Here is a 15,211-nt window from a genome sequence, read left to right on the forward strand (position 1 = left end):
TTTCTGCTGTGGGGTCGGGCCCCGCTCGCTCAGCCCTCGTCGTGGGAGACGGCGCGGCGCGCGTCCGCGTCCAGCACGCCCCAGCTGATGAGCTGCTCCGTCAGCACGGACGGCGACTGGTCGTAGATCACGGCGAGCGTGCGCAGGTCGTCCTGGCGGATCGAGAGCACCTTGCCGTTGTAGTCACCGCGCTGGCTCTGGATGGTCGCCGCGTAGCGCTGCAGCGGACCGGCCTTCTCCGGCGGGACGTGGGCGAGGCGCTCCAGGTCCAGGACGAGCTTCGGCGGCGGCTCGGCGGCTCCGCCCGGCGTCGTGCCGGGCAGCAGCTCCTGCACCGGAACCCCGTAGAAATCCGCCAGCTCGGCGAGGCGCTGCACGGTCACGGCACGGTCGCCGCGCTCGTACGAACCGACCACGACGGCCTTCCAGCGGCCCTGGGACTTCTCCTCCACGCCGTGGAGGGAGAGGCCCTGCTGGGTGCGGATGGCACGGAGTTTGGCCCCGAGCTGTTTTGCGTATTCGCTGGACATATGGCTCCCCGGACGCTGGAACAGTGTGCGGCTCCGCCGCGTGGCTGGTAACTCACTGTGAGGTTACGCAGCGTTACTTGGATGCGTCAAGCCGAATGGTCCGGACCGGCACCTCCCGGGGGCGGGGCCAGGGCCGAGCACAAGCCCTGGTAGCGTGGATGACGCAATTTCGACGTCCTTTAACGATCCGTCCCGTGAGGCGGAGAAGGAGGTCCGTTTCTTATGGACGCACAGCACGACGACACCGGCAACGCGGCGCGCCCCGTTCTCGAGGCCCCCGACATCGCCCGTGTTCTGACCCGTATCGCCCACGAGATCGTCGAACGCGCCAAGGGCGCCGACGACGTGGTGCTGCTCGGCATCCCGACCCGGGGCGTCTTCCTCGCCCGTCGGCTCGCCGACAAACTCGAACAGATCACCGGCCGGAAGACGCCGGTCGGATCGCTCGACATCACCATGTACCGCGACGACCTGCGGCTGCGCCCGGCGCGCGCCCTGGCCCGCACCGACATCCCCGGCGAGGGGATCGAGGGCAGCCTGGTCGTCCTGGTCGACGACGTGCTCTTCTCCGGCCGCACGATCCGCGCCGCCCTCGACGCGCTCGGCGACATCGGCCGCCCCCGCGCGGTGCAGCTCGCGGTCCTCGTCGACCGCGGCCACCGGGAGCTCCCGATCCGCGCGGACTACGTCGGCAAGAACCTCCCCACGTCGCTGCGGGAGACGGTCAAGGTCCAGCTCGCCGAGGAGGACGGCCGCGACGCCGTGCTGCTCGGCGTCAAGCAGGCCGCACCCGCGGACGCGCAGTAGCCCGAACCCTCCCGTACGCCCTTGAGGGGACGTACGGCGCCCTTCTGCGCGCCCGCATGCCTGAAACCCCCTCCAGCCACCCGGAGAACCCCAGATGAAGCGTCACCTCATCTCGGCCGCCGACCTCACCCGCGACGACGCCGTCCTGATCCTCGACACCGCCGAGGAGATGGCCCGGGTCGCGGACCGGCCGATCAAGAAGCTCCCCACCCTGCGCGGCCGTACCGTCGTCAACCTCTTCTTCGAGGACTCGACCCGTACCCGCATCTCCTTCGAGGCTGCCGCCAAGCGGCTGTCCGCCGACGTCATCAACTTCTCCGCCAAGGGCTCCTCCGTCTCCAAGGGCGAGTCCCTGAAGGACACCGCGCTCACCCTGGAGGCGATGGGCGCCGACGCCGTCGTCATCCGGCACGGCGCCTCCGGAGCCCCCTACCGGCTCGCCACCTCCGGCTGGATCGACGGAGCCGTGGTCAACGCCGGGGACGGCACCCACGAGCACCCCACCCAGGCCCTGCTGGACGCCTTCACCATGCGCCGCCGGCTCGTCGGCCCCGACGCCGGGCTCGGCCGCGACCTGGACGGCCGCCGCATCACGATCGTCGGCGACATCCTGCACAGCCGCGTCGCCCGCTCCAACGTCCACCTGCTGACCACGCTCGGCGCGCACGTCACCCTGGTGGCCCCGCCCACCCTCGTCCCCGTGGGCGTCGAGCAGTGGCCCTGCGACGTCAGCTACAGCCTCGACGACGTGCTGGCGAAGTCCGACGCGGTCATGATGCTGCGTGTGCAGCGCGAACGGATGAACGCCGCCTACTTCCCGACCGAGCGCGAATACTCCCGCCGCTACGGCCTGGACGGCGAGCGGATGGCGAAGATGCCCGAACACGCCATCGTCATGCACCCCGGCCCCATGGTCCGCGGCATGGAGATCACCGCCGAGGTCGCCGACTCCGACCGCTGCACGGTCGTCGAGCAGGTCGCCAACGGCGTCTCCATCCGCATGGCCGTGCTCTACCTGCTGCTCGGCGGCTCCGACACCGCGCTGTCCGCCGCCCCCGCCCGTACCGAGGAGAACAAGTAACCATGAGCAAGATTCTTATCCGCGGTGCGCGGATCCTCGGCGGCGAGCCGCAGGACGTCCTGATCGACGGCGAGACCGTCGCCGAGGTCGGCACCGGCCTCGACGCCGCCGATGCCACCGTGATCGAGGCCGAGGGGCAGATCCTGCTGCCCGGCCTCGTCGACCTGCACACCCATCTGCGCGAGCCGGGCCGCGAGGACTCCGAGACCGTCCTCACCGGCACCAAGGCCGCGGCCGTCGGCGGCTTCACCGCCGTGCACGCCATGGCCAACACCTTCCCCGTCGCCGACACCGCCGGCGTCGTCGAGCAGGTCTGGCGGCTCGGCAAGGAGTCCGGCTACTGCGACGTGCAGCCCGTCGGCGCCGTCACCGTCGGCCTGGAGGGCAAGCAGCTCGCCGAGCTCGGCGCGATGCACGACTCCGCCGCCGGGGTGAGGGTCTTCTCCGACGACGGCAAGTGCGTCGACGACGCCGTGATCATGCGCCGCGCCCTGGAGTACGTGAAGGCCTTCGACGGGGTCGTCGCCCAGCACGCCCAGGAGCCCCGCCTCACCGAGGGCGCCCAGATGAACGAGGGCATCGTCTCGGCCGAGCTGGGACTCGGCGGCTGGCCCGCCGTCGCCGAGGAGTCGATCATCGCCCGCGACGTCCTCCTCGCCGCCCACGTCGGCTCCCGCGTCCACATCTGCCACCTCTCCACCGCCGGCTCCGTGGAGATCGTCCGCTGGGCCAAGTCCAAGGGCTGGAACGTCACCGCCGAGGTCACCCCGCACCACCTTCTCCTCACCGACGAGCTGGTCCGCACCTACAACCCGGTCTACAAGGTGAACCCGCCGCTGCGCACCGAGGCCGACGTCCTGGCCCTGCGCGAGGCGCTCGCCGACGGCACGATCGACTGCGTCGCCACCGACCACGCCCCGCACCCGCACGAGGACAAGGACTGCGAGTGGGCCGCGGCCGCCATGGGCATGGTGGGCCTGGAGACCGCGCTCTCGGTCGTCCAGCAGACGATGGTGGACACCGGTCTGATCGACTGGGCGGGCGTCGCCGACCGCATGTCCTTCCGCCCCGCGGCCATCGGCCGGCTCGAAGGACACGGCCGCCCCGTCTCGGCGGGTGAGCCCGCCAACCTCACTCTGGTCGATCCGGCATACCGTGGAGCAGTGGACCCCGCGGGCTTCGCGTCCCGCAGCCGCAACACCCCCTACGAGGGCCGTGAGCTGCCGGGCCGCGTCACCCACACCTTCCTGCGGGGCCGTGCCACGGTCGTCGACGGGAAGCTCGCGTGACAACTCTGACCCCCCTGTACCACCTGGCCGCCGAGCAGAAGTCGGCGGAAGTGACGGACTGGGCCGCCCGCATCGCCTGGGTGATCGGCCTGTTCGTCTTCATCGCCCTCGTCTACTGGCTGATGCGCCAGGGCTGGAAGTGGCGCGCCAGCCTCCAGTCGGACCTGCCGGAGCTCCCGGCCACCCCCGAGGACTTCGCCGACGACGAGACGCTGCTGACGCTTCAGGGGCGCTACCACGCCTCCACCACCGCAGGGCAGTGGCTCGACCGGATCGTCGCGCACGGGCTCGGCACCCGCAGCCGTACCGAGCTGACGCTCACCGCCGGCGGCCTGGACGTCGTACGCCCCGGAGCGGCCGACTTCTTCATCCCGGCCGACGCCCTGCGCGAGGCCCGCCTCGACAAGGCGCTCGCGGGCAAGGTCCTCCCCGAGGGCGGCCTCCTGATCATCACCTGGGCGCACGGCGAGACGCTGATCGACTCCGGCTTCCGCTCCGACCACGCCGCCGAGCACCAGGCCTGGGTCGACGCCGTCAACCGGATCGCCGGCGCCCCGGCCGCCACGGAACTCACCAGCACCTCTACGGAAGGCACCGCACGATGACGATCTCCACCCGGGGGGACCAGACCCCCGCCGTACTCGTCCTGGAGGACGGTCGCGCCTTCCGCGGCCGCGCCTACGGGGCCGTGGGGGAGACCTTCGGCGAAGCGGTGTTCTCCACCGGCATGACCGGCTACCAGGAAACGCTGACCGACCCCTCCTACCACCGCCAGGTCGTCGTCATGACGGCCCCGCACGTCGGCAACACCGGCGTCAACGACGAGGACCCCGAGTCCGGTCGTATCTGGGTCTCCGGCTACGTCGTCCGCGACCCCGCCCGCAAGCCCTCCAACTGGCGCTCGCAGCGCTCGCTGGACGAGGAGCTGGCCGCCCAGGGCGTCGTCGGCATCAGCGGCGTCGACACCCGCGCCCTCACCCGCCACCTGCGCGAGCGCGGCGCGATGCGCGTCGGGATCTTCTCCGGCGAGGCCATCCCCGACGAGGGCACCCTCCTCGCCAAGGTCCGCCAGGCCCCCGAGATGACCGGCGCCGACCTCTCCGCCGAAGTGGCGACGAAGGAGGCGTACGTCGTCCCCGCGATCGGCACGAAGAAGTTCACCGTCGCCGCGATCGACCTCGGCATCAAGGGCATGACCCCGCACCGGATGGCCGAACGCGGCATCGAGGTGCACGTCCTGCCCGCCACCGCCACCGTGGAGGAGGTGTACGCGGTCCAGCCCGACGGCGTCTTCTTCTCCAACGGCCCCGGCGACCCGTCCGCCGCCGACCATCCGGTCGCCCTCATGCGCGGTGTCCTGGAGCGTTCCACCCCGCTCTTCGGCATCTGCTTCGGCAACCAGATCCTCGGCCGCGCGCTCGGCTTCGGCACGTACAAGCTGAAGTACGGCCACCGCGGCATCAACCAGCCGGTGCAGGACCGCACCACCGGCAAGGTCGAGGTCACCGCGCACAACCACGGCTTCGCCGTCGACGCCCCGCTCGACAAGGTCTCCGACACCGGGTTCGGCCGCGCCGAGGTCTCCCACGTCTGCCTGAACGACCAGGTGGTCGAGGGGCTCCAGCTCCTGGACCGGCCCGCGTTCAGCGTCCAGTACCACCCCGAGGCGGCCGCCGGCCCGCACGACGCCGCGTACCTCTTCGACCGCTTCGTATCCCTGATGGAGGACCAGCGTGCCTAAGCGCTCCGATATCCAGTCCGTCCTGGTCATCGGCTCCGGTCCGATCGTCATCGGCCAGGCCGCCGAGTTCGACTACTCCGGCACCCAGGCCTGCCGCGTCCTCAAGGCCGAGGGCCTGCGCGTCATCCTGGTGAACTCCAACCCGGCGACGATCATGACCGACCCGGAGATCGCCGACGCCACCTACGTGGAGCCGATCACCCCCGAGTTCGTCGAGAAGATCATCGCCAAGGAGCGCCCCGACGCACTCCTGCCCACCCTCGGCGGTCAGACCGCGCTGAACACCGCGATCTCCATGCACGACAACGGCGTCCTGGAGAAGTACGGCGTCGAGCTCATCGGCGCCAACGTCGAGGCGATCAACAAGGGCGAGGACCGCGACCTCTTCAAGGGCGTCGTCGAGGCCGTCAAGGAGAAGATCGGCTACGGCGAGTCCGCCCGCTCCGTCATCTGCCACTCCATGGACGACGTCATCGCCGGCGTCGACACCCTCGGCGGCTACCCCGTCGTCGTCCGCCCCTCCTTCACCATGGGCGGCGCCGGCTCCGGCTTCGCCCACGACGAGGAGGAGCTGCGCCGCATCGCCGGACAGGGCCTCACGCTCTCCCCGACCACCGAGGTGCTCCTGGAGGAGTCCATCCTCGGCTGGAAGGAGTACGAGCTGGAGCTGATGCGCGACCGGAACGACAACGTCGTGGTCGTCTGCTCCATCGAGAACTTCGACCCGATGGGCGTCCACACCGGCGACTCCATCACCGTCGCCCCGGCGATGACGCTCACCGACCGCGAGTACCAGCGGCTGCGCGACGTCGGCATCGCGATCATCCGCGAGGTCGGCGTCGACACCGGCGGCTGCAACATCCAGTTCGCCATCGACCCCGCCGACGGCCGGGTCATCGTCATCGAGATGAACCCGCGCGTCTCCCGCTCCTCGGCGCTCGCCTCCAAGGCCACCGGCTTCCCGATCGCCAAGATCGCCGCCAAGCTGGCCGTGGGCTACACCCTGGACGAGATCCCCAACGACATCACCGAGAAGACGCCGGCCTCCTTCGAGCCGACCCTCGACTACGTCGTCGTCAAGGCCCCGCGCTTCGCCTTCGAGAAGTTCCCCTCCGCCGACTCCACCCTCACCACCACCATGAAGTCGGTGGGCGAGGCCATGGCGATCGGCCGGAACTTCACCGAGGCCCTCCAGAAGGCCCTGCGCTCGCTGGAGAAGAAGGGCTCGCAGTTCGCCTTCACCGGCCCGGTCGGCGACAAGGCCGAGCTGCTTGCCGAGGCGGTCCGCCCCACCGACGGCCGCATCAACACCGTCATGCAGGCGATCCGCGCCGGAGCCACCCAGGAAGAGGTCTTCGACGCCACGAAGATCGACCCCTGGTTCGTCGACCAGCTCTTCCTGATCAAGGAGATCGCCGACGAGCTGGCCTCCGCCGAACGCCTGGATGCCGACCTGATCGCCGAGGCCAAGCGGCACGGCTTCTCCGACGTCCAGATCGGCGAGATCCGCGGGCTGCGCGAGGACGTCGTCCGCGAGGTCCGGCACGCGCTCGGCATCCGCCCGGTCTACAAGACGGTCGACACCTGCGCCGCCGAGTTCGCCGCGAAGACGCCGTACTTCTACTCCTCCTACGACGAGGAGAGCGAGGTCGCGACCCGCACCAAGCCGGCCGTGATCATCCTCGGCTCGGGCCCCAACCGCATCGGGCAGGGCATCGAGTTCGACTACTCCTGCGTGCACGCCTCCTTCGCCCTGAGCGACGCGGGCTACGAGACCGTCATGGTCAACTGCAACCCGGAGACCGTCTCCACCGACTACGACACCTCCGACCGGCTCTACTTCGAGCCGCTCACCCTGGAGGACGTCCTGGAGATCGTGCACGCCGAATCGCTGGCGGGCCCGATCGCCGGTGTCATCGTGCAGCTCGGCGGCCAGACCCCGCTCGGCCTCTCCCAGGCGCTCAAGGACAACGGCGTGCCCGTCGTCGGCACCTCCCCGGAGGCGATCCACGCCGCCGAGGACCGGGGCGCCTTCGGCCGGGTCCTCGCCGAGGCCGGACTGCCCGCACCCAAGCACGGCACCGCCACCACCTTCGCCGAGGCCAAGGCCATCGCCGACGAGATCGGCTACCCCGTCCTCGTACGGCCGTCCTACGTCCTCGGCGGGCGCGGCATGGAGATCGTGTACGACGAGACGCGCCTCGCCTCGTACATCTCCGAGTCCACCGAGATCAGCCCCACCCGGCCGGTCCTGGTCGACCGCTTCCTCGACGACGCCATCGAGATCGACGTGGACGCCCTCTACGACGGCCACGAGCTCTACCTCGGCGGCGTCATGGAGCACATCGAGGAAGCCGGCATCCACTCCGGCGACTCGGCCTGCGCCCTGCCCCCGATCACGCTCGGCGGCTTCGACATCAAGCGGCTGCGCGCCTCCACCGAGGGCATCGCCAAGGGCGTCGGCGTGCTCGGACTGATCAACATCCAGTTCGCGCTCTCCGGCGACATCCTGTACGTCCTGGAGGCCAACCCGCGCGCCTCCCGCACGGTCCCCTTCACCTCGAAGGCCACCGCCGTCCCGCTCGCCAAGGCCGCAGCCCGCATCTCGCTGGGCGCGACCATCGCCGAGCTGCGCGAGGAGGGCCTGCTGCCGAAGACCGGCGACGGCGGCACCCTGCCGCTGGACGCGCCGATCTCCGTCAAGGAGGCCGTGATGCCGTGGTCGCGCTTCCGCGACATCCACGGCCGGGGCGTCGACACGGTGCTCGGCCCGGAGATGCGCTCCACCGGTGAGGTCATGGGCATCGACTCGGTCTTCGGCACGGCGTACGCCAAGTCGCAGGCCGGCGCGTACGGCCCGCTGCCCACCAAGGGCCGCGCGTTCATCTCGGTCGCCAACCGGGACAAGCGCTCGATGATCTTCCCGGCCCGCGAGCTGGTCGCCCACGGTTTCGAGCTGATGGCCACCTCCGGCACCGCCGAGGTCCTCAAGCGCAACGGCATCAACGCCACGATCGTGCGCAAGCAGTCCGAGGGCCCCGGCCCGAACGGCGAGAAGACGATCGTCCAGCACATCCACGACGGCGAGGTCGACCTCATCGTCAACACGCCGTACGGCACCGGCGGCCGGCTCGACGGCTACGACATCCGCACCGCGGCCGTCGCCCGCTCCGTACCGTGCCTGACCACGGTCCAGGCGCTCGCCGCCGCGGTCCAGGGCATCGACGCCCTCAACCACGGCGACGTAGGCGTCCGTTCCCTCCAGGAACACGCGGAACACTTGACCGCGGCCCGCGACTAGCCGCCCGGAGAGGGGGACACCGGAAACGGTGTCCCCCTCTTTGCGAGCCCAGTTGACTCTTCGCGAGTCCTGTCGAGCACATCGAGCACCAAGGACACCTCTTCATGTACAAGCTCTTCTTCCGGCTGGTCTTCAAGCGGATGGACCCCGAGCAGGCCCACTACGCCGCCTTCCGCTGGATCCGCCTCGCCGCCCGGATCCCCGTCCTGCGCACCTTCGTCGCCGCCGCCCTCGCCCCCCGTTACCAGGCGCTGCGCACCGAGGCCCTCGGCCTGCGGATGCACGGCCCCTTCGGGCTCGCCGCCGGCTTCGACAAGAACGCCGTCGCGATCGACGGCATGGCGATGCTCGGCTTCGACCACATCGAGATCGGCACCGTCACCGGCGAACCGCAGCCCGGCAACCACAAGAAGCGCCTCTTCCGGCTCGTCGCCGACCGTGCGCTGATCAACCGCATGGGCTTCAACAACGAGGGCTCCGCCGCCGTCGCCGCCCGCCTCGCCGCCCGCAACCCCGTCTTCCGCACCACGGTCGGCGTCAACATCGGCAAGACCAAGGTCGTCGCCGAGGCCGAGGCCGCCGCGGACTACGTCAAGTCCACCGAGGCGCTGGCCGCCCACGCCGACTACCTGGTCGTCAACGTCTCCTCACCCAACACCCCGGGCCTGCGCAACCTTCAGGCCACCGAGTCGCTGCGCCCGCTGCTCACCGCCGTACGCGAGGCCGCCGACCGCACCGTCACCACCCGGCGCGTCCCGCTGCTCGTCAAGATCGCCCCGGACCTCGCGGACGAGGACGTCGACGCCGTCGCCGACCTCGCCGTGGAGCTGGGCCTCGACGGCATCATCGCCACCAACACCACCATCGCCCGCGAGGGCCTGGGTCTGAAGTCCGGCCCGGAACTGCTGGGGGAGACCGGCGGACTCTCCGGCGCCCCCCTCAAGGCACGCTCGCTGGAGGTCCTGAGCCGCCTGTATGCCCGTGTGGGGGACCGGATCACCCTGGTGGGCGTCGGAGGCATCGAGAACGCCGAGGACGCCTGGCAGCGCATCCTCGCCGGGGCCACCCTCGTCCAGGGCTACAGCGCCTTCGTCTACGAAGGTCCCTTCTACGCCCGCGCGATCCACAAGGGCCTCGCGGCCCGGCTCGCCACTTCCCCGTACGCCACCCTCGCCGAGGCCGTCGGCGCCGAGACCCGGGAGAAGGCCGCCCTGTGACCCTCGAACCCTTCGGCGCCCGCCTGCGCCACGCCATGGACACCCGCGGGCCGCTCTGCGTCGGCATTGACCCGCACGCGTCGCTGCTCACCTCCTGGGGCCTGAACGACGACATCGCCGGCCTGGAGCGCTTCACCCGGACCGTCGTGGAGGCGCTGGCCGACCGGGTCGCCGTGCTCAAGCCGCAGTCCGCGTTCTTCGAGCGGTTCGGCTCGCGCGGTGTCGCCGTCCTGGAGAAGGCCGTCGAGGAGGCGCGGGCGGCCGGCGCGCTCGTCCTGATGGACGCCAAGCGCGGCGACATCGGCTCCACCATGGGCGCGTACGCGGCGACCTACCTGGACAAGGACTCGCCGCTCTTCTCGGACGCGGTGACGGTCTCCCCGTACCTGGGCTTCGGCTCGCTGCGCCCGGCTCTGGACGCTGCCGCCGTCTCCGGCGCGGGCGTCTTCGTCCTCGCCCTCACCTCCAACCCGGAGGGCGCCGAGGTCCAGCGGGCCACGGCCGCCGACGGCCGCTCGCTCGCCCAGCTGATGCTCGACCACATGGCCGCCGAGAACGCGGGGGCGGCTCCGCTCGGCTCGGTCGGCGCGGTGGTCGGCGCGACGCTCGGCGACGCGGGGGTGGACCTGGCGATCAACGGGCCGCTGCTCGCGCCCGGCATCGGCGCCCAGGGGGCGACCCCCGCGGATCTTCCGGCGGTGTTCGGCGACGCGGTGGGCAACGTGGTGCCCAGCGTGAGCCGGGGCGTGCTGCGCCACGGCCCGGACGCGTCCGGGCTGCGCGAAGCAGCCGAACGCTTCGCGGACGAGGTCCGCAGCGCCGTATCCGGCAGCTGACCCTGACACGTTTACAGCGTGTTGACGAATTACTGACGGGAAACCTGGTCGATATGTCGGGAAAATCCTGGTCGGCCACAGCTGACCAGGACTTTTCGTCTGTTCTCGCTGACTACAGCGGCCCTTGCCGCTAGTCTCCGTCGAAGAGCGGCCGAGCACAGTGTGTTCGTCGCTCACCTGGTGGGGTGGCGTCGAGCTTCCCCGCGGGTCCGTATCCGACAGATCGACATCCGAGGTGACGTAGGCGTGGCTCTTCCGCCCCTTACCCCTGAACAGCGCGCAGCCGCGCTCGAAAAGGCCGCCGCGGCTCGCCGGGAGCGGGCCGAGGTCAAGAATCGACTCAAGCACTCCGGCGCCTCCCTCCACGAGGTCATCAAGCAGGGCCAGGAGAACGACGTCATCGGGAAGATGAAGGTCTCCGCACTGCTGGAATCCCTGCCGGGCGTCGGCAAGGTCCGCGCCAAGCAGATCATGGAGCGTCTCGGCATCTCCGAGAGCCGCCGGGTCAGGGGTCTTGGCTCCAACCAGATCGCATCCCTGGAGCGTGAGTTCGGCGGCAGTCCCGCCTGACGTTCTCAGGCACTCCTGAGAACCTGGATAATCGCCCCATGGCTGCAACATCCCGGGGGACGTCCCCCGTACCCCCGGACGTACGTCCGCGGCTGACCGTGCTCTCCGGCCCCTCGGGGGTCGGCAAGAGCACGGTCGTCGCTCATATGCGCACCGTGCACCCCGAGGTCTGGCTCTCCGTTTCGGCGACGACACGCAAGCCGCGCCCCGGGGAGCGCAACGGTGTCCACTACTTCTTCGTGGACGACGAGGAGTTCGACAAGCTCGTCGCCAACGGCGAACTGCTGGAGTGGGCCGAGTTCGCGGGCAACCGCTACGGCACCCCCCGCCGCGCCGTGCTGGACCGCCTGGAGGCGGGCGAGCCGGTCCTGCTGGAGATCGACCTCCAGGGCGCCCGGCTGGTCCGGCAGTCGATGGACGACGCGCGTCTGGTCTTCCTGGCCCCGCCGAGCTGGGACGAGCTGGTGCGCCGGCTCACCGGCCGGGGCACCGAGGCCCCCGAGGTCATCGAGCGCCGGCTCGCCGCCGCGAAGGTCGAGCTGGCCGCCGAGGCGGAGTTCGATACGACGCTCGTCAACACCTCCGTCGAGGACGTGGCACGCGAGCTGCTAACGTTGATGCTTCAGGCCTAGATCTCTGCGATCGTCCAGATCTCATTGATCTTTGATCTACACCCCCTTCGGAAGGCAGAGAGTGTCCTCTTCCATCACCACGCCCGAGGGCATCATCAACCCGCCGATTGATGAGCTCCTCGAGGCCACCGACTCGAAGTACAGCCTGGTGATCTACGCGGCCAAGCGCGCCCGCCAGATCAACGCGTACTACTCGCAGCTCGGTGAAGGCCTCCTCGAGTACGTCGGTCCGCTCGTCGACACCCACGTGCACGAGAAGCCGCTGTCGATCGCGCTCCGCGAGATCAACGCCGGTCTGCTGACCTCCGAGGCCATCGACGGCCCCGCGCAGTAACGCAGCAGCACCACAGCACCTTCACTCCAGGCCCGGCGGCCCGTCCGCCGGGCCTGAGGTGTGTCCGGGGCCGGATGAACGCGCCGCGTGCGGTGAGGCAGCATGGGACGCACATGTTGCCGTTACGGTGCCGAGTGCGGGGAGACGCAGTGGACAAGCCGAAGGTGGTCCTGGGGGTCAGCGGGGGCATCGCCGCCTACAAGGCGTGCGAGCTGCTGCGCCGGCTGACCGAGTCCGGCCACGATGTACGGGTCGTGCCGACCGCCGCGTCGCTGCACTTCGTGGGGGCGGCCACCTGGTCGGCGCTCTCCGGTCACCCGGTCTCCGACGAGGTCTGGCAGGACGTCCACGAGGTCCCGCACGTGCGGATCGGGCAGGAGGCCGACCTTGTGGTGGTCGCCCCGGCCACCGCGGACATGCTGGCCAAGGCCGCGCACGGGCTCGCCGACGACCTGCTCACCAATACGCTGCTGACCGCCCGCTGTCCGGTGGTCTTCGCCCCCGCCATGCACACCGAGATGTGGGAGCACCCGGCCACCCAGGAGAACGTCGCCACCCTGCGCCGCCGGGGCGCCGTCGTCATCGAACCCGCCGTCGGGCGGCTCACCGGCGTCGACACCGGCAAGGGACGGCTGCCCGACCCGGGTGAGATCTTCGAGGTCTGCCGCCGGGTGCTGGCGCGCGGGGTCACCGAGCCCGACCTCGCGGGCCGCCATGTGGTGATCAGCGCCGGCGGCACCCGCGAGCCGCTCGACCCGGTGCGCTTCCTGGGCAACCGCTCCTCCGGCAAGCAGGGCTACGCGCTGGCGCGCACCGCCGTGGCCCGGGGGGCCAGGGTCACCCTGATCGAGGCCAACACCGGGCTGCCCGACCCGGCCGGGGCCGACGTCCTGCGGGTCGGCACGGCCGTCCAGCTGCGCGAGGCCGTGGTGAAGGCCGCCCCCGACGCGGACGTCGTGGTGATGGCGGCCGCGGTGGCCGACTTCCGCCCTGCCGAGTACGCCACCGGCAAGATCAAGAAGAAGGACGGCGAGGAGGCGCCCGCGGTCACCCTCGTCCGCAACCCCGACATCCTCGCCGAGGTCTCCGGGGAGCGGGCCCGGCCGGACCAGATCGTCGTCGGATTCGCCGCCGAGACCGACGACGTGCTGGCCAACGGCCGTGCGAAGCTCCGCCGCAAGGGCTGCGACCTCCTCGTGGTCAACGAGGTGGGGGAGCGCAGGACCTTCGGCTCGGAGGAGAACGAAGCGGTCGTCCTCGCCGCGGACGGCCAGGAGACGCCGGTGCCGTACGGCCCCAAGGAAGCGCTTGCCGACACGGTCTGGGATCTGGTTTCCGTCAGGTTCCAGCCGATTTCATAATCAACCCTCCGGGTGAGCTAAATCGCCCCATAAGCCTCAAAGTGGCGGTCGGGGAGGGCGGATTGTCCTACTGGTGTCTTGCGTGGCGCACGTCACGAACCTCCCAAAGGGCGAGACACCTGGCCCGACCGCCGGATGTGACCGATAAACTGGCCGACGATACGCACCGAGCGCAGCTCTCGGACGTATCACCCATGATCAGCCAGCAGCCGCTGCAACCCCAGGGAGCGATGTGTCCCGCCGTCTCTTCACCTCGGAATCCGTCACCGAGGGTCACCCCGACAAGATCGCTGACCAGATCAGCGACACGATTCTCGACGCGCTCCTGCGCGAGGACCCCTCCTCGCGCGTCGCCGTCGAGACCTTGATCACCACTGGTCTGGTGCATGTCGCGGGCGAGGTCACCACCAAGGCCTACGCCGACATCCCCAACCTCGTGCGCAACAAGGTTCTGGAGATCGGTTACGACTCCTCCAAAAAGGGCTTCGACGGTGCTTCCTGTGGCGTCTCGGTCTCGATCGGCGCGCAGTCGCCGGACATCGCGCAGGGCGTCGACACCGCCTATGAGAAGCGGGTCGAGGGCGACGAGGACGAGCTCGACAAGCAGGGCGCGGGCGACCAGGGCCTGATGTTCGGCTATGCCTGCGACGAGACGCCGGAGCTCATGCCGCTCCCGATCCACATCGCGCACCGCCTCTCCCGGCGGCTGTCCGAGGTGCGCAAGAACGGGACCATCCCCTACCTGCGCCCCGACGGCAAGACCCAGGTCACCATCGAGTACGACGGTGATAAGGCGGTCCGGCTGGACACGGTGGTCGTCTCCTCGCAGCACGCCTCCGACATCGACCTGGACTCGCTGCTCGCGCCCGACATCCGCGAGTTCGTCGTCGAGCACGTGCTCGCGCAGCTCGTCGAGGACGGCATCAAGCTGGACACCGAGGGCTACCGCCTCCTGGTGAACCCGACCGGCCGTTTCGAGATCGGCGGCCCGATGGGCGACGCCGGCCTCACCGGCCGCAAGATCATCATCGACACCTACGGCGGCATGGCCCGCCACGGTGGCGGCGCCTTCTCGGGCAAGGACCCGTCCAAGGTCGACCGCTCCGCGGCGTACGCGATGCGCTGGGTCGCGAAGAACGTGGTTGCCGCCGGTCTCGCCGCGCGCTGCGAGGTCCAGGTCGCCTACGCGATCGGCAAGGCCGAGCCCGTCGGACTCTTCGTCGAGACCTTCGGCACCGCCGCGGTCGACACCGAGAAGATCGAGAACGCGATCGGTGAGGTCTTCGACCTCCGCCCGGCCGCGATCATCCGGGACCTCGACCTGCTCCGCCCGATCTACGCCCAGACCGCCGCCTACGGCCACTTCGGCCGTGAGCTGCCGGACTTCACCTGGGAGCGCACGGACCGCGTGGACGCGCTCCGCGCGGCCGCAGGTCTGTAAGGACCGCAGGTCTTCGACAGCACGCAAGGGCGGGGCCCGGACACCGAACGCGGTGGCCGGGCCCCGCTGCC

14 protein-coding genes are annotated in these 15,211 nt (G+C 70.4%); 13 read left to right on the forward strand and 1 reads right to left on the reverse strand.

Annotation, left to right across the window (positions count from 1 at the left end):
• Positions 1-29: 29 nt before the first annotated feature.
• On the reverse strand, positions 30-530 hold the full coding sequence (gene bldD / locus ACFWM7_RS24865; protein ID WP_003970358.1) for a transcriptional regulator BldD: 501 nt from the start codon (positions 528-530) through the stop codon (positions 30-32).
• 222 nt (positions 531-752) lie between these two features.
• Here bldD and pyrR point away from each other — a divergent pair, with 222 nt between their 5' ends.
• From pyrR to metK, 13 genes are all read left to right on the forward strand, one after another.
• Complete coding sequence (gene pyrR, locus ACFWM7_RS24870; RefSeq protein ID WP_069737333.1) at positions 753-1,337, forward strand: bifunctional pyr operon transcriptional regulator/uracil phosphoribosyltransferase PyrR; 585 nt, start codon at positions 753-755, stop codon at positions 1,335-1,337.
• A gap of 94 nt (positions 1,338-1,431) precedes the next feature.
• Complete coding sequence (locus tag ACFWM7_RS24875; RefSeq protein ID WP_030800104.1) at positions 1,432-2,418, forward strand: aspartate carbamoyltransferase catalytic subunit; 987 nt, start codon at positions 1,432-1,434, stop codon at positions 2,416-2,418.
• A 2-nt stretch (positions 2,419-2,420) separates the two neighbouring features.
• The gene (locus ACFWM7_RS24880) at positions 2,421-3,707 is read left to right on the forward strand and encodes a dihydroorotase (protein ID WP_383264121.1); all 1,287 of its coding nucleotides are present in this window, start codon (positions 2,421-2,423) and stop codon (positions 3,705-3,707) included.
• The gene (locus ACFWM7_RS24885) at positions 3,704-4,312 is read left to right on the forward strand and encodes a hypothetical protein (RefSeq protein ID WP_383264124.1); all 609 of its coding nucleotides are present in this window, start codon (positions 3,704-3,706) and stop codon (positions 4,310-4,312) included. The genes ACFWM7_RS24880 and ACFWM7_RS24885 overlap by 4 nt, the downstream gene beginning before the upstream one ends.
• Entirely contained in the window at positions 4,309-5,448 is a 1,140-nt protein-coding gene (gene carA / locus ACFWM7_RS24890; RefSeq protein WP_383264128.1) for a glutamine-hydrolyzing carbamoyl-phosphate synthase small subunit, read from the forward strand. Before ACFWM7_RS24885 ends, carA begins: the two co-directional genes overlap by 4 nt.
• On the forward strand, positions 5,441-8,749 hold the full coding sequence (carB, locus tag ACFWM7_RS24895; protein ID WP_383264131.1) for a carbamoyl-phosphate synthase large subunit: 3,309 nt from the start codon (positions 5,441-5,443) through the stop codon (positions 8,747-8,749). The genes carA and carB overlap by 8 nt, the downstream gene beginning before the upstream one ends.
• A gap of 104 nt (positions 8,750-8,853) precedes the next feature.
• A complete protein-coding gene (locus ACFWM7_RS24900; RefSeq protein WP_383264133.1) occupies positions 8,854-9,966 on the forward strand; it encodes a quinone-dependent dihydroorotate dehydrogenase in 1,113 nt (370 codons plus the stop codon).
• Positions 9,963-10,802, forward strand: a complete 840-nt coding sequence (gene pyrF / locus ACFWM7_RS24905) for an orotidine-5'-phosphate decarboxylase (RefSeq protein WP_383264136.1) — start codon at positions 9,963-9,965, stop codon at positions 10,800-10,802. The genes ACFWM7_RS24900 and pyrF overlap by 4 nt, the downstream gene beginning before the upstream one ends.
• 246 nt (positions 10,803-11,048) lie before the next feature.
• A complete protein-coding gene (locus ACFWM7_RS24910) occupies positions 11,049-11,372 on the forward strand; it encodes an integration host factor (protein ID WP_003970367.1) in 324 nt (107 codons plus the stop codon).
• A gap of 38 nt (positions 11,373-11,410) precedes the next feature.
• Positions 11,411-12,004: a guanylate kinase gene (gene gmk / locus ACFWM7_RS24915; protein WP_383264138.1), complete on the forward strand. Its 594-nt coding sequence runs from the start codon at positions 11,411-11,413 to the stop codon at positions 12,002-12,004.
• 61 nt (positions 12,005-12,065) lie between these two features.
• Positions 12,066-12,338 (forward strand): DNA-directed RNA polymerase subunit omega, encoded by a 273-nt coding sequence (gene rpoZ / locus ACFWM7_RS24920; RefSeq protein WP_030355514.1) that lies wholly within the window; start codon positions 12,066-12,068, stop codon positions 12,336-12,338.
• 149 nt (positions 12,339-12,487) lie between these two features.
• Positions 12,488-13,699, forward strand: a complete 1,212-nt coding sequence (gene coaBC / locus ACFWM7_RS24925) for a bifunctional phosphopantothenoylcysteine decarboxylase/phosphopantothenate--cysteine ligase CoaBC (protein ID WP_383264141.1) — start codon at positions 12,488-12,490, stop codon at positions 13,697-13,699.
• A 232-nt stretch (positions 13,700-13,931) separates the two neighbouring features.
• On the forward strand, positions 13,932-15,140 hold the full coding sequence (gene metK, locus ACFWM7_RS24930) for a methionine adenosyltransferase (RefSeq protein WP_069737325.1): 1,209 nt from the start codon (positions 13,932-13,934) through the stop codon (positions 15,138-15,140).
• The last annotated feature ends 71 nt before the right edge of the window (positions 15,141-15,211 follow it).

This window comes from Streptomyces sp. NPDC058375, assembly GCF_042723425.1.
Classification (GTDB): domain Bacteria; phylum Actinomycetota; class Actinomycetes; order Streptomycetales; family Streptomycetaceae; genus Streptomyces; species Streptomyces durocortorensis.